Origin of the sequence: Streptomyces liliifuscus (genome assembly GCF_016598615.1) — a bacterium.
Taxonomy (GTDB): domain Bacteria; phylum Actinomycetota; class Actinomycetes; order Streptomycetales; family Streptomycetaceae; genus Streptomyces; species Streptomyces liliifuscus.
Map to the genome: position 1 here is coordinate 9,029,745 of NZ_CP066831.1, position 26,694 is coordinate 9,056,438.

The window sequence follows — 26,694 nt, forward strand, 5'->3', positions numbered from 1 at the left end:
GTGCCGGACGTGCTCCAAAGGGGCACGTCCGGCACGACGGTGGGGCCATTCGGAGGTACTGGCCGCGACGTGCGACGATGTGCGGCATGCCGCAGCAGCCCCCCGTTCGGAGCACTTCTACGCGCCCCTCGCGCCCGGACGCATCCATGTCGCTGCTCACCAACGTCATGGACCACAGCCTCGACGACGGGTACGCGGAGGCGGCTGCCCGGAAGAAGGCCGACGGGACCGGCGCCCTGCCTAAGACATTGCGGGCGAAGCTCGGACTCGCGGCCGGTCTGGTGCTCGCGGCCCTCGTGGTGACCGTGGGGGCCGCGCAGGCGCGGATAGCGGCCCCGGTCGTCGCCAAGGAGCGCGAGGAACTCATCGACCGCATCGACCGCGAGACGTCGGCGGCCGACAAGCTCGAGGACAGTATCGACAAGCTCCGCGACGACGTGAGCGCGCGGCAGCGCGAGGCGCTCAAGAAGCACGGCGGCGAACAGGGCGAGCTGGTGGGCATCCTGGCCGGAGCGGTCGAAGTACATGGTCCCGGCGTGAAGCTCGTCGTGAACGACGCCAAGGAAGCAGAGCAGGGCGGCGACGGCGACGCACGCGAGACGTCGGGCTTCTCCGACACCGGGCGCGTACGCGACCGCGACATGCAGCGCGTGGTCAACGGCCTGTGGGAGTCGGGCGCCGAGGCCATCTCGATCAACGGGCAGCGGCTGACCGCACTGTCCGCGATCCGGGCCGCGGGTGACGCGATACTGGTCGACAACAAGCCCCTGGTGCCGCCCTACACGGTGTTGGCGGTGGGGGACGGCGAGCGGCTGAGAACCGAGTTCCAGAACAGCGGTGACGGACAGTATCTGGACGCCCTGCGGAAGAACTTCCATATCCGGACCGGCATTTCCGTTGAGGACGACGTCCGGCTGCCCGCCGCACCGAGTGTGATCGTACGAACAGCACAACCGAGCACAGAGAAAGGCACATCGTGATCGCCGTACTGGGCCTCGTCGTGGGAGTCGTGGCTGGATTGTTGGTCCGGCCCGAGGTTCCGGCGGTGGTCGAGCCCTATCTTCCGATCGCCGTCGTCGCGGCGCTCGACGCCGTGTTCGGAGGTCTGCGGGCGATGCTCGACGGCATCTTCGACGACAAGGTCTTCGTGGTGTCGTTCCTGTCCAACGTTGTCGTGGCCGCGCTGATCGTCTTCCTCGGCGACAAGTTGGGTGTGGGCGCCCAGCTGTCCACGGGTGTCGTGGTCGTCCTCGGCATCCGGATCTTCTCCAACGCCGCGGCGATCCGTCGTCACGTGTTCCGGGCGTGAGGCCGATGAGCAACCAGGACGAGAACCCAGAGACCCCAAAGACCCCAGAGATCTCAGAGACCTCGCAGTCCCCTGAGACCCCCAGGAGCCCGGACGCCCCCGAGACCTCCGAGAACCGCCTGCGCAAGGAACTTCCCGAAGAGGTGCGGGCGGAGGAGGCGCGGGCTCGGGAGAACCCCGAGTCGCCCGACGCCGAGGCGGAACCGAGCAAGCCGGTTCTGACCGGCCGGCAGCGGCTGGTGAAGGGTCTTTGGCCGCCGCGTGTGTCGCGTGCGCAGTTCATCGTGGCCCTGCTGCTGTTCGGCCTCGGCTTCGGTCTCGCCGTCCAGGTGGCGTCCAACAGCGACAGCGACGGCGCCCTCCGCGGTGCGCGTCAGGAGGATCTCGTACGCATCCTCGATGAACTGGACGACCGCACACAGCGTCTGGAAGAGGAGAAGCAGGGGCTGGAGGATCAGCGCACCGAGCTGGAGAACAGTTCGGACCAGGCCGAGGAGGCCCGCAAGCAGACGGTCGAGAAGGAGAAGCAACTCGGCATCCTGGCGGGCACCGTGGCGGCGCAGGGTCCCGGCATCACGCTGACCATCGGGGACGAGAAGGGGACGGTCGAGGCCGACATGCTGCTCGACGCGATCCAGGAGCTGCGTGCCGCCGGGGCGGAGGCGATCCAGGTCAACGGCGTACGGGTCGTCGCGGGCACCTATCTGACGGATGTGAGCGGTGGAGTCGCCGTCGACGGGAACAAGATCAGCGCCCCCTATCGTTTCAAGGTCATCGGCAAGCCTCAGGACCTCGAACCGGCGCTCAACATCCCGGGCGGTGTGGTGCAGACTTTGGAGAAGGAGCAGGCCACTGTCACGGTGGAACGATCGGACAAGATCATCGTGGACGCCTTGCGACCGGCGAAGCGGCCTGACTACGCTCGGTCGTCCTCCCAGTGAACAGGGGGTGCTTGGGGGCCCCTCGTCGAGGGCATGAGGTTGCGGGGGGTCGACGCACCGAATGGGTGGTGCGTGGTGGAAACTGTCTGGTGGATACGGACGTTGTGAGGGTGTCCGGCTCGGCCGGTGTGTGCAATCAGGGTTCGTCCTGCCCCACGGGCGGGTCTGTTTCGGTCAAGGGGAATCGCCCGTGAAGTTGTTTGCGAAGTTGTTCGGCAAGAGCGCGCGAGAGGGCAGCGACAACGCGACTGCCCGCCATCGCGCACTGCGCCCCTCGGAGAGTGAGGACCAGGGGGACCGCCCCCTGTTCCGCGATCAGGTCGGTGGTCCGGGTGGTGACATTTCCGGTGGTCAGGGCGCGCCGTCTGTTGACCCTGCCCAGTCGGGACGCATAGGTTTCGGCTCCGACCCGTATGCGTCCAATGCCCCGACGGGGCAGCCGCGGCAGGAGGATCCGTCCATGTCGGCCCTGGTGTGTACGAGGTGCGGTAACCGCAACGCGGAGGCGAGCCGCTTCTGCTCCAACTGCGGTGCTCCGTTGCGGGCCGGGGCGACGCCCGAGCGTCCGTCGGAGACCACCTCGACGATCTCCATCTCGGGCCTTGAGGCCTACGACGCCGAGGTCACCGGCCAGACGCAGATGCCGATGCTCTCGCCCGAGGCGCAGGCCGCCGTCGACGCGCTGCCGCTCGGCTCGGCGCTCCTGGTGGTGCGCCGTGGGCCCAACTCGGGCAGCCGCTTCCTGCTGGACGGCGAGCTGACCACCGCCGGCCGTCATCCGCAGAGCGACATCTTCCTGGACGACGTGACCGTGTCGCGCCGCCATGTCGAGTTCCGTCGGGTTCCCGACGGCTCGTTCACGGTGGCGGACGTCGGCAGCCTCAACGGCACGTACGTCAACCGGGAGCGGATCGACTCGGTCCCGCTGTCGAACGGCGACGAGGTGCAGATCGGCAAGTACCGGCTGGTCTTCTACGCGAGCCAGCGGGGTATCTGACCCGCCCCCGGACCCGGTCCGGGGGGACCCTCAGGAAGGTCCATGTTTCGAACACCGAGCGGCGGTGTCGGCCACGGCACCGCCGCCATGGACAACGGACTGATGAGCATCGGCACGGTGCTCAATGTGCTGCGCGACGAGTTCCCCGAAGTCACCATCTCCAAGATCCGTTTCCTGGAGTCGGAGGGGCTCATCGAGCCGCAGCGGACACCGTCGGGGTACCGGAAGTTCAGCCCGGGCGATGTCGAGCGCCTCGGGCACGTCCTGAGGATGCAGCGGGACCACTATCTGCCCCTGAAGGTGATCCGCGAGCACCTGGACGCCGTGGAGCGCGGTGAGGCGCTGCCGTTGCCGTCCGTGGGGCGTCAGCGCGACGGCGAGGCGCTCTGCGAGCCCGAGGGGCCGACCGTGGCCAGGATCGGTCGGGCCGAGCTGCTGGCCGCCGTGGAGATCGGCGAGCAGGAGCTTCAGGAGTGGGAGTCCTACGGGCTCATCACACCGCTGCCTGAGGGGGTCTACGACGCCGAGGCGGTGACCGTGGCCGGTCTCGTCGTGGAACTGGGGCGGTTCGGGATCGAGCCGCGCCATCTGCGTGCCGTGAAGGCCGCCGCCGACCGTGAGGCCGGCCTTGTCGACCAGGTTGTGGCCCCGCTGCGGCGTCACCGCAATCCGCAGACCAGGGCGCACGCGGAGGCGCAGACCAAGGAGCTGGCGGGGCTCGCGGTGAAGCTGCACGCCGCGCTGGTGCAGTCCGCGCTCGGGGTGCGGCTGCCCTGACCCGGTGGGTCGCGCGAAGAGCGGTATCGGCCGCCCATTCCGTGCCCGACTACCCAAAGATGCCGGGCACGGCCTAGGGTTGCTGTGTGAACGAGCTCGACGTCGTAGGTGTCCGGGTCGAAATGCCCTCCAACCAACCGATCGTGCTCCTGCGTGAAGTGGGAGGCGACCGTTACCTCCCCATCTGGATCGGGCCCGGGGAGGCGACGGCGATCGCCTTCGCTCAGCAGGGCATGGCCCCCGCGCGACCGCTGACCCACGACCTGTTCAAGGACGTGCTGGAGGCCGTCGGCCAGGAGCTCACCGAGGTGCGCATCACGGACCTGCGGGAGGGCGTCTTCTACGCGGAGCTGGTGTTCGCCAGCGGGGTCGAGGTGAGCGCCCGGCCGTCCGACGCCATAGCGCTCGCGCTGCGCACCGGAACGCCGATCTACGGCAGCGACGGGGTGCTGGACGACGCCGGCATCGCGATCCCGGACGAGCAGGAGGACGAGGTGGAGAAGTTCCGCGAGTTCCTCGACCAGATCTCGCCCGAGGACTTCGGGACCAACAGCCAGTGACCCTCAGGCCCGGGCTCCAGTGACCCTCCGGGACCGCCGGACGACAGGCCGTACGGCGGTTGTCCCGAGAGCATTCGGCTAGCCTTTCCCCGCGGTGGGACACGGGAAACCACTCCTAGGGTGATTATCACTCGGCGTGCCGAGTGTGGCGGTCGTTGACGCACCCCCGGTGGCTGCCTACCGTCGAGAAGGCAGGTCAAGGACGGAGGTCGGCGTGAGAAGCAGCGGCGACGGTACGGCTGGGGGTGCCCCCGGACCCGGTCTGGGGGAGAGCAGCCCGTACCCGCTTCACAGCAGCGCGGCCGATCACGTACAGCGGCCGACAGCGGTGCCCGAGGACGGCGGGGTGGCGTCCGAGGAGGTCGGTTATCGCGGGCCCACGGCCTGCGCGGCCGCGGGCATCACCTACCGGCAGCTCGACTACTGGGCCAGAACGGGTTTGGTCGAGCCGAGCGTGCGGGCCGCCTACGGGTCGGGGACGCAGCGGCTCTACAGCTTCCGGGACGTAGTCGTCCTGAAGATCGTCAAGCGGTTCCTCGACACCGGGGTCTCGCTGCAGAACATCCGCACGACGGTCCAGCACCTGCGTGAGCGCGGGTTCCGGGACCTGGAGCGGATGACGCTGATGAGCGACGGCGCGACGGTCTACGAGTGCTCCTCGCCCGACGAGGTCCACGCGCTCCTCCAGGGCGGCCAGGGCATCTTCGGGATCGCGGTGGGCGTGGTCTGGCGGGACGTGGAGAGCGCCCTCTCACAGCTGCACGGGGAGCGGGTCGACACGGGCGAGACGCTTGTGCGGCCCAATCCGGCGGACGAGCTGGCGCGGCGGCGCAATCGCGCGGTCTGAAGCGGCGGGGCCTGTCGGGGCCGTCCGGCCCTGACGCCCGCCGCCTGCTTTCCGTCGTCCGGTGTCCGTCGTCCGGTGTCCGTCGTTCGGCTGTTCGGGCGGTCCGGCTCCGTGCCGGTCCGCAGTGCATTGTCAGTGGCGTAGGGCAGCATCGGACATGTGAGAACCGCGCCCACGATCCTGCATCTCGACATGGATGCCTTCTACGCCTCGGCGGAGCAGGCGGCCAAGCCGAGCCTGCGCGGGAAAGCGGTCATCGTGGGCGGGCTCGGGCCGCGGGGCGTGGTGGCGACCTGCTCGTACGAGGCACGGGTCTTCGGGGTGCATTCGGCGATGCCCATGGCGCAGGCCCGCCGGCTGGCGCCGAACGCCGCGTATCTCGTACCGCGCTTCGGGCTCTACCGGGACATCAGCGAGCAGGTGATGGGCCTGTTGCGGGATCTGTCGCCGCTGGTGGAGCCGTTGAGCCTGGACGAGGCGTTCGTGGATCTGGAGGCCGGGCGGACGGCCTGGGACGCGGAGTCGGCGCGGCTGACCGGGGTGAAGCTGCGCGGGGACATCAGGGCCGTCACCGGTCTGACCGGCTCCGTGGGTCTCGCCGCCTCCAAGATGCTCGCGAAGATCGCCTCCGAGCAGGCCAAGCCCGACGGGCTGGTGCTGATCGAGCCGGGCACCGAGCGGGAGCTGCTGGCCCCCATGTCCGTACGCACGCTGCCGGGCGTGGGGCCCGCCACGGGGGACCATCTGCGGCGGGCCGGGATCACCACGGTCGGGGAGATCGCCGAGGCGGGCGAGGACGAGCTCGTACGGCTCCTGGGGAAGGCCCACGGGGTCGCGCTGTACGCCATGGCGCTCGCGCACGACGTGCGGCCCGTGGTGGCCGAGCGGGACACCAAGTCGGTCTCCGTCGAGGACACGTACGACGTGGACATCCATGACCGGGTGCGAGTGCGGATGGAGGTCCAGCGGCTCGCCGACCGGTGTGTGGGGCGGTTGCGGGACGCGCATCTGTCGGGGCGGACCATCGTGCTGAAGGTCCGGCGGTACGACTTCTCGACGCTGACCCGGTCCGAGACGCTCAGGGGGCCCACGGACGACCCCGCGGTGGTGCGGGAGGCCGCCGCGCGGTTGCTGGAGTCCGTGGACACCACGGGCGGCGTACGGCTGCTGGGGGTGGGGGTCTCGGGGCTCGCCGACTACACGCAGGAGGATCTCTTCGCGCAGGCTCGGACGGCTGCCGCCGCTGCGGCCGCTGTCGCTGCCGCCGAGGAGGTCGAGCACGCGGAGAAGGAAGAGGTCGAGGAGGCGGTGGAGGAGCCGGTGCCTCCGGCGGAGCGGCGGTGGCATGCGGGGCACGATGTGCGGCATGCCGAGTTCGGGCACGGGTGGGTGCAGGGGAGTGGGCTGGGGCGGGTGACTGTGCGGTTCGAGACGCCGGGTTCCCCTCCGGGGCGGGTGCGGACGTTTCGGAGTGATGATCCTTTGTTGGAGGTTGCGGAGCCGTTGCCGTTGGTTGAGCGGCGGCCTGGGGGTGTGGGGGCGCCTGCGGGGTCGCCTGCGGCGGGCGGGGAGGGTGACGGGGGTGCGATTGTGGCTGCGGGTGCGTGGGGGCTGGTCGCGCAGTTCCCCGCGCCCCTGAAGAGTGCGCAGTTCTCCGCGCCCCCAAAGAAAGCCAGGGCCGCTGTCGCTCCTGGGGGTGGGTGGTTTCCGTGACCCCTGAAACGTTCCCTACGGGGACTCGTCCTTGCCTGCCAGGTGGCCGAAGTCGTGGTCCGGGAAGGGGGGTGGGGGGGCTACGTCCAGGCCGTAGTGGTGGTAGAGCTGGAGTTCTTGTTCGGGGGAGAGGTGGCGGCCCACTCCGAAGTCGGGGGCGTCCTTGATCAGGGCGCGTTCGAAGGGGACGCGCAGGGCCCCGTCGGCCAGCTCGCTGGGCTCCAGGGGGACGAAGGCGTCTCTGCTGAACAGGCCGGTGCGTATGGCCGCCCACTCCGGTACGCCGGTCGCATCGTCGAGGTAGACCTCGTCGACCGTGCCGATTTTGGTGCCGTTGCGGTCGAACGCCTTGCGGCCTATCAGGTTGCGCGGATCGATGTCGGTCTGCACGGGCCCTCCAGCTGCTCGCAACTCATCCGTAAGCACTACGAAAGAGCACTTTGAGGAGGGCGGCCACTCGAGGGAACCCCGCTGGTACGCTGGGCAACGGCTGCTGACCCCGTGCGGGAGAGTCCTCCAGGCTTCATCGGAGGCGCCGAAGGAGCAAATCCTCCCCGGAATCTCTCAGGCCCACGTACCGCATGGACGAGGTCACTCTGGAAAGCAGAGCGGTGTTCGAGTTTTTTTGGACGGGTTCCGCTCTCACCGACGGTGAAAGCCGGTGCGCCTTCACGGGCGGGCCGGTGAAGCTCTCAGGTTGAGATGACAGAGGGGGAGGCCGTCCGGGCACCCATGCAGTGGTGCCCTCGAAGGTCGTCAGACCAGGAGGCCTCCGCAATGACCGTCCATCGTATTCCGCTCTCAGAGCTCGAACAGGGAATCCCCTTCGAGCAGCGCCACATCGGGCCCGACACCGAAGCCCGGGCCAAGATGCTCGCGCACGTGGGGTACGGCTCGCTCGACGAGCTGACGGCCGCCGCGGTCCCGGATGTGATCAAGAACGCCGACTCGCTCGAACTGCCGGGCGCCCGCACCGAGGCCGAGGTACTGGCCGAGCTGCGCTCCCTCGCGGACCGCAACCAGGTGCTGGATTCCATGATCGGGCTCGGTTACTACGGGACGTTCACGCCGCCTGTCATTCTGCGCAACGTCATGGAGAGTCCGGCCTGGTACACGGCGTACACGCCCTACCAGCCCGAGATCTCACAGGGCCGGCTCGAGGCGCTGCTGAACTTCCAGACCGTGGTCGCCGAGCTGACCGGACTGCCGACCTCCGGAGCCTCGCTGCTCGACGAGGGCACGGCGGCCGCCGAGGCCATGGCGCTGTCGCGGCGCATGGGCAAGAACAAGAAGGGCCTGTTCCTCGTCGACGCGGACACCATGCCGCAGACCATCGCCGTGATCGAGACCCGCGCCGAGCCGACCGGCGTCGAGGTCGTCGTCGCCGACCTGAGTGACGGCATTCCGGCCGGGCTCGCCGAGCGCGAGATCAACGGCGTGCTCCTCCAGTACCCCGGCGCCTCCGGTGCCGTACGGGACCTCAAGCCCGTCGTCGAGCAGGCGCACGAGTTGGGCGCGGTCGTCACCGTCGCCGCCGATCTGCTCGCCCTGACGTTGCTCGCCTCGCCCGGTGAGCTCGGCGCCGACATCGCGGTCGGCACGACCCAGCGCTTCGGTGTGCCGATGGGCTTCGGCGGGCCGCACGCCGGATACATGGCCGTGCGCGAGAAGTTCGCGCGCAGCCTGCCGGGCCGGCTGGTCGGCGTCTCGGTCGACGCGGACGGCAACAAGGCGTACCGGCTCGCGCTGCAGACGCGTGAGCAGCACATCCGCCGTGAGAAGGCGACCAGCAACATCTGTACGGCTCAGGTGCTGCTCGCCGTGATGGCCGGGATGTACGCCGTCTATCACGGTCCCGAGGGCCTGAAGGGCATCGCCCGGCGCACCCACCGGTACGCCACAATCCTCGCCGCGGGTCTGAAGGCCGGCGGGGTCGAGGTCGTCCACGAGGCGTACTTCGACACGCTGACCGTGCGGGTGCCGGGCAAGGCGGCCGAGACGCTCGCGGCGGCGCGCCGGGGCGGGGTCAACCTCCGGCTCGTCGACGCAGACCATCTGTCCCTCGCCTGCGACGAGACCACCACGCGGGCTCAACTGGGCGCCGTCTGGGCCGCGTTCGGGGTCGACGGTGACGTGGCCGTGCTGGACGGGGCGACGGAGGACACGCTGCCGGCCGCGCAGCTGCGCACCGACGAGTACCTCACGCACCCGGTCTTCCACCAGTACCGTTCCGAGACCGCGATGCTGCGCTACCTGCGCCGGCTCGCCGACCGCGACTACGCGCTCGACCGGGGCATGATCCCGCTGGGCTCCTGCACGATGAAGCTCAACGCGACGACCGAGATGGAGCCGGTGACCTGGCCCGAGTTCGGGCAGCTGCACCCCTTCGCGCCCGCCGAGCAGGCGCAGGGCTATCTCACGCTCATCCGTGAGCTGGAGGAGCGGCTCGCCGAGGTCACCGGGTACGACAAGGTGTCGCTGCAGCCCAACGCCGGTTCGCAGGGCGAGCTGGCCGGTCTGCTGGCCGTACGCGGCTATCACCGGGCCAATGGCGACGAGCAGCGCACGGTCTGCCTCATCCCGTCGTCCGCGCACGGGACGAACGCCGCGAGCGCGGTGATGGCCGGGATGAAGGTCGTCGTCGTGAAGACCGCCGACGACGGCGAGATCGACGTCGAGGACCTGCGGGCCAAGATCGAGCAGCACCGCGACGAGCTGTCGGTGCTGATGATCACGTACCCCTCGACGCACGGGGTGTTCGAGGAGCACGTCGCCGACATCTGCGCCCAGGTGCACGAGGCGGGCGGCCAGGTGTACGTCGACGGCGCCAACCTCAATGCGCTGGTGGGGCTCGCCAAGCCGGGGCACTTCGGTGGCGACGTCTCGCACCTGAACCTGCACAAGACGTTCTGCATCCCGCACGGCGGCGGCGGTCCCGGCGTGGGTCCGGTCGGGGTGCGCTCGCACCTGGCGCCGTACCTGCCGAACCACCCGCTGCAGCCGGCCGCCGGCCCGGAGACCGGCGTGGGCCCGATCTCGGCCGCTCCCTGGGGCTCCGCGGGCATCCTGCCCATCTCCTGGGCGTACGTCCGTCTCATGGGCGGTGAGGGGCTCAAGCGGGCCACCCAGGTCGCCGTGCTCAGTGCCAACTACATCGCCAAGCGTCTTGAGCCGCACTACCCGGTGCTCTACACCGGTCCCGGCGGGCTGGTGGCGCACGAGTGCATCATCGATCTGCGGCCGCTGACCAAGGCGACCGGTGTGAGCGTCGACGACGTCGCCAAGCGGCTGATCGACTACGGGTTCCACGCGCCGACGATGTCGTTCCCGGTGGCCGGGACGCTGATGATCGAGCCCACGGAGAGCGAGGATCTGACCGAACTCGACCGGTTCTGCGAGGCGATGATCGCCATCCGTGGGGAGATCGAGAAGGTCGGTTCGGGCGAGTGGGCGGCGGACGACAACCCGCTGCGGAACGCCCCGCACACGGCCGCCGCGCTCGGCGACGCCTGGGAACACGCGTACAGCCGCGAGGAGGCCGTCTTCCCGGCGGGTGTCTCGGCCGCTGACAAGTACTGGCCGCCGGTGCGCCGGATCGACCAGGCGTACGGCGACCGGAACCTGGTCTGCTCCTGCCCGCCGCTGGACGCCTACGAAGAGTAATCACCGACAGACATGCGTCGGGGCCGGTTCCGGGATTGCTTCCCGGGCCGGCCCCTCATGTGTCCGGACGGCCTGCCACGCCGCCCTTGGCGTACCGCGCCGCTCAGGCGGCGGTCATCACGTCCATGGCCACAGGGCGATGTGGAGCGATGATCCGGCCGTCCGGCAGGAGCTCACCGGTGTCCTCGAAGAGGAGAACGCCGTTGCACAGCAGGCTCCATCCCTGCTCCGGGTGGTGCGCCACAAGAAGCGCGGCCTCCCGGTCGGCGGAGTCGGCTGTCGGGCACGGTGGCTGGTGCTGGCACATTGATGGGATCTTTCGCTTTGGTGTGAGGTCGGTGATCGGTGTCGTGTCTGTTCCGCGGCTCGAACTGATGCTCATTGCCGCCCCCCGTTTGTCAGATGGTCCGGAACCCAGTGTTGCCCTACGGGCGTCAATCCGCAGGGATTTGGCGTCAGCGCTCCTCACAGGTTGATGACGCATCACCCGTGCGGACGGTTCATTCCAACTGGGCTGTCTCTTCGGGTGGTTAGTAATGGTCGGATGGGGCTAGTCCGGACGGGCCGGGGGTGCGCAGCGTCCCTCGGTCGTCACTCCACGCAACACCGTCCCCAAAGCAGTTCCGTCCCCGCGCAGCAGCGTGCCCCGCGGCCGGGGTGGGGCCGCGGGGCACGGAAGCCGGGGTGCGCTCAGGCGGGTGAGCCGAGCAGCGGGGCGGGCGTCGGCGTCGGTGTGAGCCGATGGGTCAGGACGGGCAGCAGCTCGGCCACGCGGTGCGGTCGGTGCGCGGCGATGCCGGGCGGGGCGGGAGCCAGTGGCACCAGGAGGTCGGTGGCCGCCGGATGGCCCTCGGCGCCGTCGGCCGCGCAGTCGCCGTGCAGCCAGAGTGTGAGCATGTAGAGCTCGGGTACGGACAACAGACGGGCCTGGTACGACCCGGTCATCGTCTCGGCCTGGCGCAGGGCGCGCTCGGTGGCGGTGACGTACGGGCCCTCGAAGAAGTGCGAGAAGGCCCAGCCGTCGGGGGTCAGCCTCGTTTCCGCGGCAGCCACGGCGCGTTCGCCGCAGCGGATCAGGAAGCGCCACCCGGCCAGGCGGGTGGCGGAGGTGCCCGCCGGGGTGATCCGGTCGAGTACGTGGACGGGCAGCGGCAGATCGGGTGTGGCGGGTCCCTGGGCGTTGCGCAGGGACGGGGTACGCGCTTCACGGACCGCGGTGGGGGAACCGAGGGCGGTGAGGACGGTGCGCAACGCGGGCGCGGGAGCCGGGGGCACATGCAGCGGCATGGTGGGTCGCCTCTCATTCGACAGGCATGGTGGCGCGAGGGCGGGGGCGGACGGCGCTGTCAGCTCTCGGGTCAGAGGGGCGAGGGCCCAAGGTCCGGTCGTCAAAGTGACGTCGTTCGCACGAAGGGTCGGCCGCGTGGCGGGCGGCACTTTGACGGCAGGACCTACCATGGCGAACGCCAACTCTCTGCCTCGTTCGCGGAGTTTATACGACACGTGTTCTGACGGTGTTTCGTCTAGCCGTTCCGCGCATTAAGGGCAAGAGACAATTCGGTCGGCGTGACGTGCGTTTGGTCCTGGTTCTCCAGGGGTACCCGTCGATGACCTCGGAATATGCCACCGGGGTGGACGGCCGGTTCCTGTCGGCGTTTTTCACGACAGGGCAGATCGTCGAAAGCGAGCACTGACCCATGCCTGGTGAATGTGCCTGTGGGCATCTGCGTTCGGAGTAGCGCCCGGGGGGTCTGTTCCGGGGCGTTATCGATCACACTGCCTGGGCATCATCCCACGTGACCCGGGACATCAGCGGCCGGTTCGTCGGGCTGCCCAGTCGAGGAGGGACACTTCGATGGGGGAGAAGGTCGTGGCGGGGCCGATCGGTCTGTCCGATCGGCAGCGGTACCGCGAAAAGCTTCAGCAGTGTCTGGCGGGGCTGGCGCGGTTGCTGGCGGAGAAGCGGTTCGACCGCCCCAAGAATCTCATGGGCCTGGAGATCGAGCTGAATCTCGCCGGTCCTGGCGGCATGCCGAGAATGATGAATGCGCAAGTACTCGAGCGCATCGCGAGCCGGGATTTCCAAACAGAACTCGCCATGTTCAATCTGGAAGTCAACATTGCTCCCCATCGGCTCGGCGGCCGTGTATTCGACCGGCTCGCCGAGGAGTTGCGCACGTCACTCGCATATGCCCACCGGAAGGCGAACGAGGTCGATGCCGGAATCGTGATGATCGGTATTCTGCCGACGATCGCCCGCGACGACCTGGTCTCCGCGAACCTTTCCGACGTGGACCGCTACACGCTGCTCAACGACCAGATCGTGGCGGCACGCGGCGAGGACTTCAGGCTGGACATCGAGGGTGTGGAGCGGCTCAGCTGCACCTCGGCGTCCATCGCGCCCGAAGCCGCCTGCACCTCCGTGCAGTTGCACCTCCAGGTCACGCCCGGACGCTTCGCCGATGTGTGGAACGCGGCGCAGGCGGTGGCCGCCGTCCAGGTCGCGGTGGGCGCCAACTCTCCCTTCCTGTTCGGCCGCGAGCTGTGGCGCGAGTCGCGGCCCCCGCTGTTCCTGCAGTCCACCGACACCCGTCCGCCCGAGCTCCAGGCGCAGGGGGTCCGGCCGCGCACATGGTTCGGGGAGCGCTGGATCTCGTCGGCGTACGACCTGTTCGAGGAGAACCTGCGGTTCTTCCCGCCCCTGTTGCCCATCTGCGACGAGGAGGATCCGCAGAGCGTCCTCGACAAGGGCGGCACGCCCCGGCTCGCCGAACTCGTGCTCCACAACGGCACCATCTACCGCTGGAACCGCCCGGTGTACGGCATCGACGACGGCGTCCCGCATCTGCGCGTGGAGAACCGCGTGCTGCCCGCGGGCCCCACGGTCACCGACGTCATCGCCAACGCGGCCTTCTACTACGGGCTCGTACGGGCCCTCGCGGGCGAGGCGCGGCCGGTGTGGACACGGCTGCCCTTCGAGGCCGCGGCCACCAACTTCGACCAGGCCTGCCGGTACGGCATCGACGCGCGGCTGGAGTGGCCGCGACGCGGCAGGTACGGCGGGACCACGAAGATGCCCGCGACACAGCTGGTGCTGGACGAACTGCTGCCCCTCGCGGCGGCGGGCCTGGACGCGTGGGGCGTCGAGCCGGCCGACCGGGACCTCTACCTCGGTGTCATCGAGGAGCGCTGCAAGCGGGGCGTCAACGGGGCCTCCTGGCAGTCCCGTACGTTCCACAAGGCGCTGGAGGGTGGCATGGGGCGGGATGCGGCGCTGGCCGCCATGACGAAACGATACGCCGAGCTGATGCACCTCGGTGAGCCCGTACACGCCTGGCCGGTCGGGTTACCGGCGCCCGCCGTTTCGCTCGGGTGAGGTCGGCGGGGTGACGTGTGGTGGTCGGTGAGCGGACGTGTCGTGGTGCGGTGAGCGGGTGATCACCTTTGGTCGCCGGCCCGTACGACGGCCTTGAGGATCACCGAGTGGATCTGGGACGGGTCGGTGACCAGATGGGCCGACCCCCCGGTCGCCTCGGCGATCTCGTCGAGCTCCTTCTTGTCGGCCTCGGGACCCACCGCGATCGCGATCAGCGGTACCGGGCGGTCCGGATCGGTCAGCTGCCGGAGCTGGGTGACGAGGGCGGAGCGCGAGATGCTCCCCGGGTCGTCGTTCGCGCCGTCGGTCAGCAGTACCAGCCCGTTGAACTTGCCCTTCGTGTAGGAGGCCGTGGCCTCCTTGTACGCCGCCAGCGTGGTGTCGTACAGGCCTGTGGCGCCGTCCTTGACCGGCTTCAGGCTGTCGAAGGCCGCCGACAGCAGGTCCCGCTGGGTGCTGCCTGCCGCACGGCCGGCCAGCCGCTCGGTCGGAACGAGCACGCGGTAGTCGCGTTCGCCGTCGACCTTCCTGGAGAACGTCCAGAGCCCCACCTCGTCCTGAGGGGTGAATGAGGCCAGTGCTTGCGACAACGCCGCCTTGGTCACCTCCATACGGGACTCGCTGGTGCCCGGCACCGGCTTCGACATGGACGCGGAGATGTCGACGACCGTGGTGAGCCGGGCGCTCCGCACGGTGATCGTCCACATGCCGAGGGCCTCCTCGACCTCCTTGTCCGTGACCGGCTCCTCCGGCAGCTCCTTGTACGGCTGCGGGGCGCGGCCGCCGGCGCGGGTCACCAGCTTGTCCGGGATGTCGTCGTCATCCGTACGGAAGCCGTGCTTCTCCAGGATCCGGCGCCCTTCCGGTTCGCCGAGGAGGGTCATGAACCGCAGCGCGGCCCGGCTCTCGTCCGTCGTCAGCGCCGGCTCGTCCACCAGCGCGAACGGGTAGTCGAGCAGGGGCGAGCCGTCCTTCGGATAGAAGAAGTCGAGGTCGTCGCCGCTGTCCGCGGTCGTGTTGTACGCGAACGCCGCCTGCTCGGAGAGGATCAGCGCCTGGTTGCGCTTCGGGTTGCCCTGCTCGGTGCCGGAGAGGTCGCGGGGCAGGGTGTCCAGGACCTGGCTGTCGCTGTCGGAGGCGCGCAGCGAGAGGGCCTTCGCGGTGGCCGCCGCCAGGATGTCGCCGTCCTTGGCCCTGCCCACCGCGTGCGTCAGACGCGTCAGGGCGAGCAGACCGGTGGCACTGCGCGACGGGTTGCCCGCCCCGAGTCTCAGCCGCTCGCTCGTCGTCGTCGCGTCCGCCAGCTCGGTCCAGCTGTATGTCTTGAGGGGCCACCCGAGCGACTTCGCGGCTGTCGGGATCATGGCGAAGCCCACGGGTGACGAGGCGACGTTGCCCGCGGGCGTCACCGGGGTCGACTTGCCGTCCGCCATGATCCGGTTCACCCACACACCCGAGTCCGGCACCCATGCCTCGAACTCGGTGGCGCTCTTCTCCTTCGACCGCAGGGCGTCCGTGACCTTGTACGCCTCCCGGGCGGTCACCTGCACGTCGAGGCAACTGCCGTCGGACGTCACGTCGTTGTCCCGGGCGTAGCCGGCCGCGTCCTTGAGCGCGGGCGCGATGCCTGGAGCGGCGGCGATCCTCAGGCGTACGGCACTGTCCCAGCAGGACGAGCCGAAGGAGAGCACGCCGCCCTCGACCGCGGCCGCCGTGCCCGCGGCGAGGACGAAGACGAGAGCCGTCGTGAGCGCCACGTTGCGGCGCCGCGCGCGCCGCCGGGGGCCGGTGGCGCCCGACCGGAACCCGTCGGGCAAGCTGTGACGTCCCATGGCGGTCGTGCCCTTCCCTGTCGAACCGGAGTCGTTGAAGCAGTGAAATGGCCGAATGCTATGGCATCGGGGGAGGGGTGCCCGCAGGGTGTCCGTCCCCCCGACGGCTTGTCGCGCACGATCTTCGCAACTTCTTTCGAGACCCTAGCGGGGCGAAGATGGGGATGAGGCGGGATTGCTCAACTGGAGGCAGGAGTGCACGTGGAGGCTGGGTCGGTGGCTGATTCTTTTCCCGAGGACCGGCCCTCGCGGCGGATTCTCCGCGACGAGACACTACTTGTACTGGGAGTCTCGCTCGGGGCCAGCGGAGTCTCCGCGCTGATCAGCTTTGTCGGTTCGGTCACCAAACCGGGAGGACTCAAGGACCAGGCGGCCACGCTCAACGCCTCGGCCGCACCCGGCCGTCCATGGCTCGATCTGGCGTGGCAGCTGTTCGGGATCGCTTCCGCGCTGGTGCCGGTCGCCCTCGTCGCGCACTTCCTGCTGCGCGAGGGGAAGGGGCTGCGCACGCTCGGCTTCGACCGCACCCGTCCTTGGCCGGACCTCGCCCGGGGTGCCGCGATCGCCGCGGTGATCGGCAGCTCGGGCATCGCCTTCTATCTGGCGGCCCGCGGACTCGGTTTCAACCTCACCGTGGTGCCCGAGGCGCTGCCCGAGGTGTGGTGGAAGTACCCGGTGCTGATCCTCTCCGCGATCCAGAACTCGGTCCTGGAGGAGGTCATCGTCGTCGGGTATCTGCTGCGCCGACTCGACCAATTGGGCTGGACACCGGTCGGCGCCCTGGTGGCCAGCTCGGTGCTGCGCGGCTCCTACCACCTCTACCAGGGCATCGGCGGGTTCATCGGCAACATGGTGATGGGCGTGGTCTTCGTCTACCTGTACCGCCGGTGGGGCCGCGTGGGGCCGCTGGTCGTCGCCCACTCGCTGCTCGACATCGGGGCGTTCGTCGGGTACGCGCTGCTGGCGGGGAAGGTGGGCTGGCTGCCCACCGCGTGAACGGCGGGAAGCGTGAACAGCGCGAAGGGGGCGTACGAGATCTCGTACGCCCCCTTCGCGCTGTTCAGGCGAGCAGTTCGCCCTCGATGACGGTGACGGCGCGGCCGGTGAGCAGCGTGCGGTCGCCACGGAGTTCGGTCCGTACGAGGCCGGAGCGGGAGGAGGCCTGGCGGCCGGTGAGGGCGGTGCGGCCGAGGCGCTCGGACCAGAAGGGCGCGAGGGCCGTGTGCGCGCTGCCGGTGACCGGGTCCTCGTCGATGCCGATGTTCGGGAAGAAGCAGCGGGAGACGAAGTCGTAGCCCTCGGAGGGGTCTGAGGCGCGAGCCGTGGCGATGATGCCGCGTTCCGAGTAACGGGCGAGGGACGCGAGGTCGGGGGAGAGGCCCAGGACCGTCTTCTCGTCGTCCAGTTCGATCAGCAGGTCGCCGACGTTCGGGCCCGTGTCGTGGGCGGTGAGCGGCTCGGCCCCCAGCGCCTCGGCGACGCCCTGCGGGACCTCGACCGGGGTGAGCGGGGCCGTCGGGAAGTCCAGGGTGATCGAGCCGTCGTCGTGCGCCGTGGCGATGAGCACGCCGCTCCTGGTCGCGAACCGTACGGGTCCCGGGGCGGCGCCCGTCGTGGCCAGCACGTGTGCGGTGGCGAGTGTCGCGTGGCCGCACATCGCCACCTCGGCGGCGGGCGTGAACCAGCGCAACGCCCAGTCGGCCTCTCCGTCCGCCGGTAGGGGGTGGGCGAACGCGGTCTCTGCGTGGTTGACCTCCAGGGCCACGTTCTGGAGCCAGGCGTCGTCCGGGAAGGACGTGGAGGCGTCGAGGAGGAGGACCCCGGCCGGGTTGCCGGCGAAGGGGCGGTCGGTGAAGGCGTCGACGATTCGAATCCGCATGAGGCAGACGCTAGGCGCTGGTCAGAGGCCCGGGCCAAGGCCAATCCGGGGCGGGTGGACCTGTGGTGGGGCCTGGGGGATCCATGGGGCTCGTGGACGTGCGTGCGTGGCGGCGACGCCCGCTTCCGGCGGCCTTTCGTCGGCGGGCCTTGTCAGCCGAACTGTTCCGATATATCGTTGACGCATCGCGACAGATCAACGATCGAATGGAGTGATTGCGATGCGTTCCCATGGAGAGGAATACGGACCGGGGTTCGGCCCCGGTGAAGGACGTGGCCGCGGACGCGGCGGACCCGGACACCCCGGTCGGGGTGGTTTCGAGGGTCGGCGTTCCGCCTTCGGTCCCTTCGGACCCGGTTTCGGTGGTCCCGGCTTCGGCCCGGGCCCCTGGGGCGGGCGCGGAGGCCGGGGCGGACCGCGCGGCAGGGCACGGCGTGGCGACGTACGCGCGTCGATCCTGGCCCTGCTCAAGGACCGGCCGATGCACGGTTACGAGATGATCCAGGAGATCGCCGAGCGCAGTGGCGGGGCGTGGAAGCCCAGCCCCGGTTCGGTGTACCCCACCCTTCAGCTGCTGGAGGACGAGGGCCTGATCAGCAGCGCGACCGAGGGTGGCAAGAAGCTGTTCTCGCTCACCGACGCCGGCCGTACCGCGGCCGACGAGGGCCCCGAAGCGCCCTGGGAGGACGCCGGGCGTGGGGTCGACTGGGAGGCGCTGAGCGACATCCGGCAGGCCGGCTTCGGTCTGATGGAGGCGTTCGGGCAGGTCTGGAAGACCGGCAGCAAGGAGCAGCGCGAGAAGGCGCTGACCGTCATCAACGACGCGCGCAAGAAGCTGTATCTGATCCTCGCCGACGAGGACTGATGGTCCGCCAATGGGGGGTACTTCGACTTCGAGGTACCCCCCTTTAGCGTGTGGCGTCCAGCGTGTGGCGTCGCGTGTGTGACGGCCTTCCGGACCGGTTCTAGGCCACCAGCCCGCCCAGTTTGCGCAGGGACTCGTGCAGGGCCGCCGTCGCCGAGTCCTTCAGCTTGCCCGCCATCAACGAGACGGCGGCGCCCGTGAACTCGCCGTCGATACGGACGGTCGTGGCCCCGCCGTCCGGGGTCAGCGTGTAGCGCGTGGCGACCGTCACGCCCATCGGGCCCGCGCCGCGGATCGCGAGCAGACGGGCGGCCTCCAGCTCCTCGATGGTCCAGTTGACCTCGGCCGGGAAGCCCATCAGCTTCATGTTCTCCTCGAAGGTACCGCCGACTTCGAGCGACTCGGGACCGCCCTTCGGGAAGCTGGTGTGAGTGGAGTTCCACTCGCCGTACGAGGAGAAGTCCGTGAGCTGCGCCCAGACCTTCTCGGCGGGCGCCTCCATCCGTGCTTCCGCGCTGACTTCGGCCATGCGACCACCCCTCGTCTCGGGTGCTGCGCCGGGCGCAGCTGGCTACGGTGTCGCGGAACGTAGCCGCAGGGCCCTCAACATTCAATACTGATGAACCGTCAGGAAGTGTGGAGGCGGGCAGCACGGAGATGGGGCGGGCGCTTGTGGCGGGTGCTCAGTCGACCCGTCGTATCACCGCCGCGTCGAACAGGTCCCAGGCGCGCGGGTGCGGCCCTTCGTCGTGGCAGTGCCAGGCGTCCCAGAACAGGTCGGCGGGCAGCGCGTCGTCGGGGGCGTAGACCCGGTACGCGTACTGCCTGCCGTCGATGGCCGGCAGGACCACCAGCCAGCACCCGCTCTCCATGCAGCGTTGGACGAGCGCCGGTGCGATGGCGGTTGCGCGAGGGGCGCAGGGCAAGGCGGCGCGCGCCTGTCGGGGGAAACGGCGTGATGTCATCCGTAAGGAGGAGGAGCCGGACAGTGATGCCCACCCTGTGTCGGACGCGAGAATGCTTCCCCGCGAGGATGACTCGATCCGAAGGGACTGATGGGGTAAGGGATGTGCAATCCCGTACTTCCCACCAGCAGGCCGCCGGGCACGACCCGGTCCGCGTGGACATCGAGGCCCGGCTCAGCGCGGAGCTGGCAGCGGTGGTCATCGGTGCGCGCAGACGGGCGCTGCGGGACGGGGACCGGCAGATCGACACGGCTCATCTGCTGCACACGCTTCTGGAGTCCGACCCCGAGGTGCGCGAGGCCTTCGAGAGCGGCCCTCAGGTCGCCCGGCTGCTCGGATACCTCGTCCAGCGCAGCATCGGCTACGGACTCCGCTGGCAGAGCTCCGTCGAGGACTCCGGTGCCATACCCGTGGTGACCGAGGACGGGTGGTCGCCCGTGGCGGCGGGCGCCCTGGAGGTCGCCTGCGAGCGGGCCCTGCGACGCGGCGACGAACGCGCGGGCGCTGTCGACCTGCTCGCGGCGATCGTCGCCGAACCCGAGTCGCGGGCGGTGGAGGTGCTGGGACGCGCGGGGGTCGACGTACCGGTGCTGCTCGCGCGGATCGATGCCGCGACGGGCCGGGGCATCGAGGCCTGAGCCGGGACCGGTGCGTGCAGGGCCGTCGCCGGTCCACTCGATGAGACAGGTGTCATTGGGGGTGACGCTCATGTCGTCGCCTGTCATCATGTGCCGGTGCATACGTCTGAGAGCAGTCAGGGCAACCGCGGGAGGGGCTTCGGGCTCGGCCTCGCGCTCGCGTCCGCGGTCGCCTTCGGGGGATCCGGTGTCGCGGCCAAGCCGTTGATCGAGGCGGGGCTCGACCCGCTGCACGTGGTGTGGCTGCGAGTCGCCGGCGCCGCGCTGGTGATGCTGCCGCTGGCCGTGCGCCACCGGGGGCTGGTGCGCAGCCGACCGGCGCTGCTCGCCGGGTTCGGACTGCTCGCCGTGGCCGGTGTCCAGGCCTTCTACTTCGCCTCGATCTCGCGCATCCCCGTCGGGGTCGCGCTGCTCGTCGAGTACCTCGCGCCCGCACTCGTCCTCGGCTGGGTGCGGTTCGTGCAGCGGCGGCCGGTGACCCGTGCCGCGGCCCTCGGGGTCGTGCTAGCCGTCGGAGGTCTCGCCTGTGTCGTCGAGGTGTGGTCGGGGCTGAGCTTCGACGTCATCGGGCTGCTGCTCGCGCTCGGCGCCGCCTGCTGCCAGGTCGGCTACTTCGTCCTGTCCGACCAGGGCAGCGACGCGGGCGCGGAGGCCCCGGATCCGCTCGGCGTCATCGCGTACGGACTGCTGGTCGGCGCGCTCGTCCTGACGGTCGTGGCACGGCCGTGGGGCATGGACTGGTCGGTGCTCGGGGGCACCGCCGACATGGACGGCACGGCGGTCGCGGCCTACCTGCTGCTGGGCTGGATCGTGCTGATCGCGACCGTCGTCGCCTATGTGACCGGCGTCCGGTCCGTGCGCAGGCTCTCGCCCCAGGTGGCAGGCGTCGTGGCCTGTCTGGAAGCGGTCATCGCGACCGTGCTCGCCTGGGTCCTGCTCGGAGAGCACCTGTCGGCGCCGCAGATCATCGGCGGCGCGGTCGTCCTGTGCGGCGCCTTCATCGCCCAGTCGTCCACGCCCGCCAAGGCCTCACAGACACCGGTGGCAGGAGGCACGGGCGAGGGCGAAAGGGAGTTGTCGGCGCGGGGCACCGCCGTCTAAGCTCCCGATCATGCATTCGGACGCACTCGTTCTTCCGCCTCCGGCCGCCTGAGGCGGGCCCTCCGGAATCCCTGCCCGGCCACAGGCCGGGCGGAACGGTGCTGCCCGCGGATGAAGTCCGAGGACCATCCGCGCCGAGACGACCCACCTGGTCGCGGCGACTCACCCGTCTGACGAGGCTCGTACGCCCGGTCCGGGCGACGTGCCGCTCGTACGGCGCGACGTGGTCCTTTCCCGAACTTCTGCGGATCTGCGGAGAGAACACGTGTCGCATGCTGTCTCCGGCCTGCCCATCGGGCGAGGCCTCCTCTATCTGACCGTCGCCGGCGCCGCCTGGGGCACCGCGGGCGCGGTCGCCTCACTCGTCTACCGCGCCAGCGACATGGGCCCCGTCGCCCTGTCCTTCTGGCGCTGCGCGGGCGGCCTCGCCCTGCTGCTCGCCGTCCGGTCGCTCCGGCGCCGGCCACGCCCCACCGCACGCCCCCTCCTTCGTACGAGGCTGCTGCGGACCGGAGCCACGGGCGTGGGGCTCGCGGTCTTCCAGACCGCGTACTTCGCCGCCGTCGAGGCCACCGGACTCGCCGTGGCCACGGTCGTCACCCTCGGCGCCGGTCCTGTCCTCATCGCGCTCGGCGCTCGGCTGACCATGGGAGAACGGCTCGGGCGCGCGGGATACGCCGCCGTCGCCGGGGCGCTCGCCGGGCTCGCGGTGCTCGTGCTGGGCAGCGGTGGCGCGTCGGTCCGGCCGTCGGGCGTCGCGCTGGCGGTCGTGTCCGCCGCGGGGTACTCCGTGATGACGCTCCTGACCCGCTGGTGGGGGCGTGACGGCGGCACCGACGTGTCCTCGACCACCGTGGGGGCGTTCGCCGTCACGACCGTGTGTCTGCTGCCGTTCGGGATCGTCGAGGGACTGGTGCCGCACACCGCCGAACCCGCCCGCGTCATCGCGCTGGTGGCGTTCATCGCCGCGGTCCCGACGGCCCTCGCCTATGCCCTGTACTTTGCGGGCGCGGCCGTCGTCCGCTCGGCCACCGTCTCCGTGATCATGCTGCTCGAACCGGTGAGCGCGGCGGTCCTGGCCGTCGGACTGCTCGGCGAGCGGCTGACCGCGGCCACGGTCGCGGGGACGCTGTTGATGCTCGGGTCGGTGGCGGGGCTCGCGCTCGCGGAGGCGCGGGGCACGCGGACCGTGGGGCGGGCTCCCGAGGAGGAACCGGCGCTGCTCTGAGGATCCGCGGGCGCCGGGGAACGCCGGTACCGGCCGTGTGGGCCCCGCCCCGTAGGGTCCACACGACCGGTCACCGGTGAGGGAGCCCGTGCCACCTCGGCGTCACCTGCTGCCGCGTCGCCGCAGCAGGTGTTCCCGCGCCGCCGTGTCGCGCGGACCGCCTCTTGTGGTCAGTTCGGCCACGACACGGTTCTGGATTTCCTCCGGCCGGTGATTCGCGTACTTGAATTTCGCGCGTACGTCCGTCACTTCGAGCCGCAGGCCGCGGATCCCGGAGAGGAGGCGGCCGAACGGGGCCTCGCCGACCGCCGCACGCGCTGAACCGCCCTCGGGCTGGAAGTGGCCGAGCTGGCGGTTGATGAGTTCGGCCTTCTCCGCCGGATCGTCCACCAGATGGGCGGTGCAGCGGAGTTGGACCGCCGCGTAGAAGCTCGTCGGAGTGCCGTGCTCGGGCGGGGAGTCCGGTGGAGCCTGCCAGGGGCCGGGCACGTACACGTAGTCGTCGACCACGCTCAGGGTCACGACCGGGTTCGCCTCAAGGGCCGGCCACACCGGGTTCGGACGGGCCAGGTGGGCGAGGACCAGTCCGTACGGTCCGGGCCCGGCCTCGTGGACGAAGTGCATCGGCTGGACGTGCGGCGGTTCGCCGGGCAGGCCGTTCACGGAGAGCTGGCCGAAGTCGTGGACGGCCAGCCACTTCTGCCATTCGGCGTCGTCGTGGGGCGCGTCCCAGGGGTGTATGAGCATCACAGGACCGCCAGGTAGTCGGGGACCTCGATCCCGGGGGCGAGGTCGGCGGCGGGGAGCGGGGCGCCGTATCCCTTGCGGAGCGGGAGGACTCCGGTCCAGTGCGGCAGGCCGAGGTCCTCCGGCTCGTCGTTCGGGCCGCCGGTGCGCAGCTTGGCCGAGACCTCGGCGAGGTCCAGGCGGAGCACGGCGGTGGCGGCCAGCTCCTTGCCGTTGGCGGGCCGGGAGTCGTAGGAACGGCCGGGCACCACGTGGTCCACCAGCGCGTCCAGGGCCTCCCGCTTCTCGTCGGGGTCCGTCACCTGGTGGGCGATGCCGTGCACCACCACGGAGCGGTAGTTGATCGAGTGGTGGAAGGCCGAGCGGGCCAGCACCAGCCCGTCGACGTGCGTGACGGTGACGCACACCGGCAGACCCGGGTCGGCCTGTCCCGCCATCCGCAGCGGGCGCGAACCCGTCGAGCCGTGCAGATAGAGGTGCTCGCCGACCCGCCCGTACAGCGTGGGCAGCACGACCGGCGCACCGTCGCGCACGAAGCCCAGATGGCAGACGTACCCCTCGTCGAGGATCGAGTGCACCATCTCGTGGTCGTACGCCGCACGCTCCTTGGAGCGGGTGGGGACGGTGCGGTCGGTCGGGGTGTAGGTGGCGGGGTGCGGGGCGGACGTCTCCGTCATCGTGCTCTCCAGGTCTGTGTGTCGTCGTCTGTTCTCGCACGTACGCCGTGCTCGCCTTGCGTGGCTTATTGCACTAGTGCATACTCTGCTTTGTGCTAGAAGAGTATCGGATCGAGGGTGGACGCGCTGCTGAGATTGCGGCCAGCGTCGAGCGCGCGGTGGGTTCGGGGCAGCTGGAGCCCGGTCAACTTCTGCCGCCGATGCGGGAGTTGGCGGGACGGCTCGGGGTGAATCCCAATACCGTCGCGGCCGCCTATCGCACCCTGCGTGAGCGCGGGGTGATCGAGACGGCGGGCCGGCGCGGCAGTCGCGTACGGTCCAAGCCGGTGACGACCGCACGGGAGATCTCCCGCCTGGATGTGCCGCCGGGGGTGCGGAACCTGTCCGACGGCAATCCGGACCCGGCCCTGCTGCCCACGCTCGCCGGGGTGTTCGCGGCTGCCGCGGCCCACGCGGACCGGGAACCGGTGCTCTACGGAGAGGCCGCCGTGGAGCCGGAGTTGGCGCGCCTCGCGCGTGCGGACCTGGACGCGGACGGCGTGCCGGACGGGCCGGTCGTGGTCACCTCGGGCTCGCTCGACGCCATCGAGCGGGTGCTGGCCGTGCACCTCAGGCCCGGTGACACCGTCGCCCACGAGGATCCCGGCTGGCGCAGCGTGCTCGATCTGATCCCGGCGCTCGGGCTGCGGGCGGTTCCGATCGGCGTTGACGACGAGGGGCCGCTGCCCGACGACGTACGAGCCGCGCTGGAGGGCGGGGCGCGGGCGCTGATCGTCACCGACCGCGCGCAGAACCCGACCGGCGCCGCGGTGAGCGCCACGCGCGCGCGTGCCCTGCGTTCCGTGCTGGCCGACCACCCGGAGACCCTGCTCGTCGAGGACGACCACGGGCATCGCATCGTCGACCTGCCCCTGCATCCGCTGGCGGGCGTGACCCGGCACTGGGCGTTCCTGCGCTCGGTCGCCAAGGCGTACGGGCCCGATCTGCGGCTTGCCGTGCTCACCGGGGACCCCGTCACCCTGGACCGTGTCCAGGGGCGGCAGCGGCTGGGGCCGGGATGGGTGAGCCGGCTGTTGCAACGAGCCGTTGCCGGGCTGCTGGCCGAAGGCGCGGTGGACGCGCGGACCGTGGCCGCGGCCTACGGGCGACGGCGGGACGCGTTGATCGGGGCGCTCGCGGAGCGGGGCGTCGAGGCGTACGGGCGCAGTGGGATGAACGTGTGGGTGCCCGTGCCGGACGAGACCGGGGCCGTCGCGCGGCTGCTGCACGCGGGTTGGGCCGTCGCACCGGGGGCCCGCTTCCGGATGAACGCGCCACCGGGGCTGCGCATCACCGTCTCGACCCTCGCGCCGGACGAGTTCGAGGTGGTGGCGGACGCGGTCGCCGCGGCGGTCGGGCCGGCACCCGAGCGGCGCTACGTCTGAGTCCGGGACGCGGTGACGTGGTGACCAGGTGGCCTGGTGACGGGTGGCCTGGTGGCGGGGTGAAGGGGTCGCGCGGTGGGCTCAGGGCTTGGTCTGGATGGACCGGGACCGAGTCGGCCTGGCCTTGGTGGGCCGGGACTGGGTGAGTGCCGCGCCCGCCAGCACGATGACCGCGCCCACCGGTGTCGACCAGGCCAGCGACTCGCCGAGGATCGCGACGCCCGCGGCGGTGGCGATGACCGGGATGAAGTACGTGACCATCTGGGCCGTCGTCGGGCCGACCTCGGCGACCAGGCCGTACTGGATGAGAAGGGCGAGGCCCGTACCGAGCGTGCCCAGCGCGATGATCGCGAGCAGCGGTATGAGCGGGAAGTGGGTCGGCAGTGTCGTGAACAGCGGGGTGACGACTGCCAGTTGGGCCGTCGCGAGCAGCAGTTGTGCACCGGTCAGCGAGAGGTTGGAGTGGCTGGAGCCGGCCAGCGTGCGGCGGATGTAGATCCAGCCGATCGGGTAACTCAGCGATGCCAGCAGGGCCATCGTGGTGCCCGCTGCGTCCAGACCGTGGAAGCCCTGCCAGGCGCCGAGCACCGTCAGTACGCCGAGGAAACCGATGCCTAGGCCCGCGACCCGGCGACGGGTGGGCCGGTCCTCGGAGAGCGCGACCATCGACAGGGCCATGCCCCACAGAGGTGAGGTCGCGTTGCAGATGCCCGCCAGCGTGGACGGAATCGTCAGCTCGGAGTACGCGAACAGCGAGAACGGCAGCGCGTTGAGGAGCAGCGCCGAGACCGCCAAGTGCCCCCAGGTGCGCGCTCCGCGTGGCAGCCGGTCCCGCTTCCAGGCGATTGCGACCGAGAGCACCAACGTGCCGAACAGCAGGCGGCCGAAAGTCACTTGGAAGGGTGCGTAGCCATTCGTGCCGACCTTGATGAGGAGGAAGCTGAAACCCCAGACCAGCGACAGAACGGCGAAGCGGAGGCGCCAGTCGAGGGCTCGGCGGGGGCGGGAAGGGGTGGTGCGGAGCGAGCCCGGAGGTGCGGTGGACAAGGGGGCGGGAGATGTCTGGGGCTCGGTCGCGGCGCTCATGCCGACCACGATGACGGATCACGATCTCGTAGCACAAGCGAGATTTTTCTCGTGGTACCTCGTAGTATT

Annotated in this window: 26 protein-coding genes and 1 riboswitch; of the genes, 16 read left to right on the top strand and 10 right to left on the bottom strand. The window is 70.3% G+C overall.

From position 1 onward, the window contains the following. The first annotated feature begins 77 nt into the window (after positions 1 to 77). The 8 genes from JEQ17_RS38965 (at position 78) to JEQ17_RS39000 (ending at position 7,144) form a co-directional block, all read left to right on the top strand. Positions 78 to 980, top strand: a complete 903-nt coding sequence (locus JEQ17_RS38965; protein ID WP_200399626.1) for a DUF881 domain-containing protein — start codon at positions 78 to 80, stop codon at positions 978 to 980. Beyond that, positions 977 to 1,309, top strand: coding sequence for a small basic family protein (locus tag JEQ17_RS38970; protein ID WP_003988855.1), 333 nt, complete (start codon positions 977 to 979; stop codon positions 1,307 to 1,309). Before JEQ17_RS38965 ends, JEQ17_RS38970 begins: the two co-directional genes overlap by 4 nt. A 5-nt stretch (positions 1,310 to 1,314) precedes the next feature. Continuing rightward, positions 1,315 to 2,250: a DUF881 domain-containing protein gene (locus JEQ17_RS38975; RefSeq protein ID WP_234048525.1), complete on the top strand. Its 936-nt coding sequence runs from the start codon at positions 1,315 to 1,317 to the stop codon at positions 2,248 to 2,250. A gap of 61 nt (positions 2,251 to 2,311) precedes the next feature. Beyond that, complete coding sequence (locus tag JEQ17_RS38980) at positions 2,312 to 3,247, top strand: FHA domain-containing protein (RefSeq protein ID WP_200399627.1); 936 nt, start codon at positions 2,312 to 2,314, stop codon at positions 3,245 to 3,247. Between the two features lie 42 nt (positions 3,248 to 3,289). Continuing rightward, complete coding sequence (gene ftsR / locus JEQ17_RS38985; protein WP_200399628.1) at positions 3,290 to 4,024, top strand: transcriptional regulator FtsR; 735 nt, start codon at positions 3,290 to 3,292, stop codon at positions 4,022 to 4,024. An 86-nt stretch (positions 4,025 to 4,110) separates the two neighbouring features. Then, on the top strand, positions 4,111 to 4,584 hold the full coding sequence (locus JEQ17_RS38990) for a bifunctional nuclease family protein (protein WP_006123076.1): 474 nt from the start codon (positions 4,111 to 4,113) through the stop codon (positions 4,582 to 4,584). 214 nt (positions 4,585 to 4,798) lie between these two features. After that, complete coding sequence (locus JEQ17_RS38995; protein ID WP_200399629.1) at positions 4,799 to 5,431, top strand: MerR family transcriptional regulator; 633 nt, start codon at positions 4,799 to 4,801, stop codon at positions 5,429 to 5,431. A gap of 159 nt (positions 5,432 to 5,590) precedes the next feature. Beyond that, positions 5,591 to 7,144 carry a DNA polymerase IV gene (locus tag JEQ17_RS39000; protein ID WP_200399630.1) on the top strand — a complete coding sequence of 518 codons (1,554 nt, stop codon included), beginning with the start codon at positions 5,591 to 5,593 and terminating at the stop codon, positions 7,142 to 7,144. Positions 7,145 to 7,159: 15 nt separating this feature from the next. On the opposite strand, the gene JEQ17_RS39005 is transcribed toward JEQ17_RS39000, so the two are convergent. Further along, a complete protein-coding gene (locus JEQ17_RS39005) occupies positions 7,160 to 7,534 on the bottom strand; it encodes a PRC-barrel domain-containing protein (RefSeq protein WP_200399631.1) in 375 nt (124 codons plus the stop codon). 104 nt (positions 7,535 to 7,638) lie between these two features. Further along, positions 7,639 to 7,734, top strand: a riboswitch (glycine riboswitch). Positions 7,735 to 7,921: 187 nt separating this feature from the next. On the opposite strand from JEQ17_RS39005, the gene gcvP reads away from it, so the two are divergent. Further along, positions 7,922 to 10,807 (top strand): aminomethyl-transferring glycine dehydrogenase, encoded by a 2,886-nt coding sequence (gene gcvP / locus JEQ17_RS39010; RefSeq protein ID WP_200399632.1) that lies wholly within the window; start codon positions 7,922 to 7,924, stop codon positions 10,805 to 10,807. Between the two features lie 103 nt (positions 10,808 to 10,910). Here gcvP and JEQ17_RS39015 read toward each other — a convergent pair whose 3' ends face one another. Continuing rightward, positions 10,911 to 11,114, bottom strand: coding sequence for a DUF5999 family protein (locus JEQ17_RS39015; protein ID WP_200399633.1), 204 nt, complete (start codon positions 11,112 to 11,114; stop codon positions 10,911 to 10,913). Between the two features lie 383 nt (positions 11,115 to 11,497). After that, the gene (locus JEQ17_RS39020) at positions 11,498 to 12,094 is read right to left on the bottom strand and encodes a hypothetical protein (protein WP_189845294.1); all 597 of its coding nucleotides are present in this window, start codon (positions 12,092 to 12,094) and stop codon (positions 11,498 to 11,500) included. A gap of 568 nt (positions 12,095 to 12,662) precedes the next feature. Here JEQ17_RS39020 and JEQ17_RS39025 point away from each other — a divergent pair. Continuing rightward, entirely contained in the window at positions 12,663 to 14,183 is a 1,521-nt protein-coding gene (locus tag JEQ17_RS39025; protein ID WP_200399634.1) for a glutamate-cysteine ligase family protein, read from the top strand. Positions 14,184 to 14,245: 62 nt separating this feature from the next. Here the strand turns inward: JEQ17_RS39025 and JEQ17_RS39030 are convergent, their stop codons facing one another. Continuing rightward, the gene (locus tag JEQ17_RS39030) at positions 14,246 to 16,015 is read right to left on the bottom strand and encodes a substrate-binding and VWA domain-containing protein (RefSeq protein ID WP_200399635.1); all 1,770 of its coding nucleotides are present in this window, start codon (positions 16,013 to 16,015) and stop codon (positions 14,246 to 14,248) included. 195 nt (positions 16,016 to 16,210) lie between these two features. Between JEQ17_RS39030 and JEQ17_RS39035 the strand changes: the two genes are divergently transcribed. After that, positions 16,211 to 17,011, top strand: a complete 801-nt coding sequence (locus JEQ17_RS39035) for a CPBP family intramembrane glutamic endopeptidase (protein ID WP_200399636.1) — start codon at positions 16,211 to 16,213, stop codon at positions 17,009 to 17,011. A 64-nt stretch (positions 17,012 to 17,075) separates the two neighbouring features. Here the strand turns inward: JEQ17_RS39035 and JEQ17_RS39040 are convergent, their stop codons facing one another. Beyond that, on the bottom strand, positions 17,076 to 17,894 hold the full coding sequence (locus tag JEQ17_RS39040; protein ID WP_200399637.1) for a PhzF family phenazine biosynthesis protein: 819 nt from the start codon (positions 17,892 to 17,894) through the stop codon (positions 17,076 to 17,078). A gap of 220 nt (positions 17,895 to 18,114) precedes the next feature. Here JEQ17_RS39040 and JEQ17_RS39045 point away from each other — a divergent pair, with 220 nt between their 5' ends. Next, positions 18,115 to 18,759 (top strand): PadR family transcriptional regulator, encoded by a 645-nt coding sequence (locus JEQ17_RS39045; protein WP_079053363.1) that lies wholly within the window; start codon positions 18,115 to 18,117, stop codon positions 18,757 to 18,759. Between the two features lie 100 nt (positions 18,760 to 18,859). On the opposite strand, the gene JEQ17_RS39050 is transcribed toward JEQ17_RS39045, so the two are convergent. Continuing rightward, positions 18,860 to 19,288: a type II toxin-antitoxin system Rv0910 family toxin gene (locus JEQ17_RS39050; RefSeq protein ID WP_200399638.1), complete on the bottom strand. Its 429-nt coding sequence runs from the start codon at positions 19,286 to 19,288 to the stop codon at positions 18,860 to 18,862. Between the two features lie 154 nt (positions 19,289 to 19,442). Then, entirely contained in the window at positions 19,443 to 19,631 is a 189-nt protein-coding gene (locus JEQ17_RS39055; protein WP_200399639.1) for a hypothetical protein, read from the bottom strand. 197 nt (positions 19,632 to 19,828) lie between these two features. Between JEQ17_RS39055 and JEQ17_RS39060 the strand changes: the two genes are divergently transcribed. The 3 genes from JEQ17_RS39060 to JEQ17_RS39070 all read left to right on the top strand — a co-directional run bounded on the left by JEQ17_RS39060 (position 19,829) and on the right by JEQ17_RS39070 (position 22,691). Further along, positions 19,829 to 20,362: a Clp protease N-terminal domain-containing protein gene (locus tag JEQ17_RS39060; protein ID WP_234048527.1), complete on the top strand. Its 534-nt coding sequence runs from the start codon at positions 19,829 to 19,831 to the stop codon at positions 20,360 to 20,362. A gap of 90 nt (positions 20,363 to 20,452) precedes the next feature. Next, entirely contained in the window at positions 20,453 to 21,463 is a 1,011-nt protein-coding gene (locus JEQ17_RS39065) for an EamA family transporter (protein WP_200399641.1), read from the top strand. Between the two features lie 265 nt (positions 21,464 to 21,728). Beyond that, positions 21,729 to 22,691, top strand: a complete 963-nt coding sequence (locus JEQ17_RS39070; protein WP_200399642.1) for a DMT family transporter — start codon at positions 21,729 to 21,731, stop codon at positions 22,689 to 22,691. A gap of 102 nt (positions 22,692 to 22,793) precedes the next feature. Here the strand turns inward: JEQ17_RS39070 and JEQ17_RS39075 are convergent, their stop codons facing one another. Continuing rightward, the gene (locus tag JEQ17_RS39075; protein WP_200399643.1) at positions 22,794 to 23,438 is read right to left on the bottom strand and encodes an FMN-binding negative transcriptional regulator; all 645 of its coding nucleotides are present in this window, start codon (positions 23,436 to 23,438) and stop codon (positions 22,794 to 22,796) included. Further along, on the bottom strand, positions 23,438 to 24,115 hold the full coding sequence (locus JEQ17_RS39080) for a pyridoxamine 5'-phosphate oxidase family protein (protein WP_200399644.1): 678 nt from the start codon (positions 24,113 to 24,115) through the stop codon (positions 23,438 to 23,440). The genes JEQ17_RS39075 and JEQ17_RS39080 overlap by 1 nt, the downstream gene beginning before the upstream one ends. Positions 24,116 to 24,207: 92 nt before the next feature. On the opposite strand from JEQ17_RS39080, the gene JEQ17_RS39085 reads away from it, so the two are divergent. Next, the gene (locus tag JEQ17_RS39085; RefSeq protein ID WP_200399645.1) at positions 24,208 to 25,539 is read left to right on the top strand and encodes an aminotransferase class I/II-fold pyridoxal phosphate-dependent enzyme; all 1,332 of its coding nucleotides are present in this window, start codon (positions 24,208 to 24,210) and stop codon (positions 25,537 to 25,539) included. 81 nt (positions 25,540 to 25,620) lie between these two features. Here the strand turns inward: JEQ17_RS39085 and JEQ17_RS39090 are convergent, their stop codons facing one another. Then, positions 25,621 to 26,625 carry a DMT family transporter gene (locus tag JEQ17_RS39090; protein ID WP_200399646.1) on the bottom strand — a complete coding sequence of 335 codons (1,005 nt, stop codon included), beginning with the start codon at positions 26,623 to 26,625 and terminating at the stop codon, positions 25,621 to 25,623. Positions 26,626 to 26,694 lie beyond the last annotated feature (69 nt).

What these genes read in the sequence shown, in the direction of transcription:
- JEQ17_RS38965 (WP_200399626.1), top strand. Translation starts at nt 78, where the DNA reads ATGTGCGGCATGCCGCAGCAGCCCCCCGTTCGGAGCACTTCTACGCGC.
- JEQ17_RS38975 (WP_234048525.1), top strand. Translation starts at nt 1,315, where the DNA reads ATGAGCAACCAGGACGAGAACCCAGAGACCCCAAAGACCCCAGAGATC.
- JEQ17_RS38980 (WP_200399627.1), top strand. Translation starts at nt 2,312, where the DNA reads ATGGGTGGTGCGTGGTGGAAACTGTCTGGTGGATACGGACGTTGTGAG.
- ftsR (WP_200399628.1), top strand. Translation starts at nt 3,290, where the DNA reads ATGTTTCGAACACCGAGCGGCGGTGTCGGCCACGGCACCGCCGCCATG.
- gcvP (WP_200399632.1), top strand. Translation starts at nt 7,922, where the DNA reads ATGACCGTCCATCGTATTCCGCTCTCAGAGCTCGAACAGGGAATCCCC.
- JEQ17_RS39015 (WP_200399633.1), bottom strand. Translation starts at nt 11,114, where the DNA reads ATGTGCCAGCACCAGCCACCGTGCCCGACAGCCGACTCCGCCGACCGG.
- JEQ17_RS39020 (WP_189845294.1), bottom strand. Translation starts at nt 12,094, where the DNA reads ATGCCGCTGCATGTGCCCCCGGCTCCCGCGCCCGCGTTGCGCACCGTC.
- JEQ17_RS39025 (WP_200399634.1), top strand. Translation starts at nt 12,663, where the DNA reads ATGGGGGAGAAGGTCGTGGCGGGGCCGATCGGTCTGTCCGATCGGCAG.
- JEQ17_RS39030 (WP_200399635.1), bottom strand. Translation starts at nt 16,015, where the DNA reads ATGGGACGTCACAGCTTGCCCGACGGGTTCCGGTCGGGCGCCACCGGC.
- JEQ17_RS39040 (WP_200399637.1), bottom strand. Translation starts at nt 17,894, where the DNA reads ATGCGGATTCGAATCGTCGACGCCTTCACCGACCGCCCCTTCGCCGGC.
- JEQ17_RS39045 (WP_079053363.1), top strand. Translation starts at nt 18,115, where the DNA reads ATGCGTTCCCATGGAGAGGAATACGGACCGGGGTTCGGCCCCGGTGAA.
- JEQ17_RS39050 (WP_200399638.1), bottom strand. Translation starts at nt 19,288, where the DNA reads ATGGCCGAAGTCAGCGCGGAAGCACGGATGGAGGCGCCCGCCGAGAAG.
- JEQ17_RS39055 (WP_200399639.1), bottom strand. Translation starts at nt 19,631, where the DNA reads ATGGAGAGCGGGTGCTGGCTGGTGGTCCTGCCGGCCATCGACGGCAGG.
- JEQ17_RS39075 (WP_200399643.1), bottom strand. Translation starts at nt 23,438, where the DNA reads ATGCTCATACACCCCTGGGACGCGCCCCACGACGACGCCGAATGGCAG.
- JEQ17_RS39080 (WP_200399644.1), bottom strand. Translation starts at nt 24,115, where the DNA reads ATGACGGAGACGTCCGCCCCGCACCCCGCCACCTACACCCCGACCGAC.
- JEQ17_RS39090 (WP_200399646.1), bottom strand. Translation starts at nt 26,625, where the DNA reads ATGAGCGCCGCGACCGAGCCCCAGACATCTCCCGCCCCCTTGTCCACC.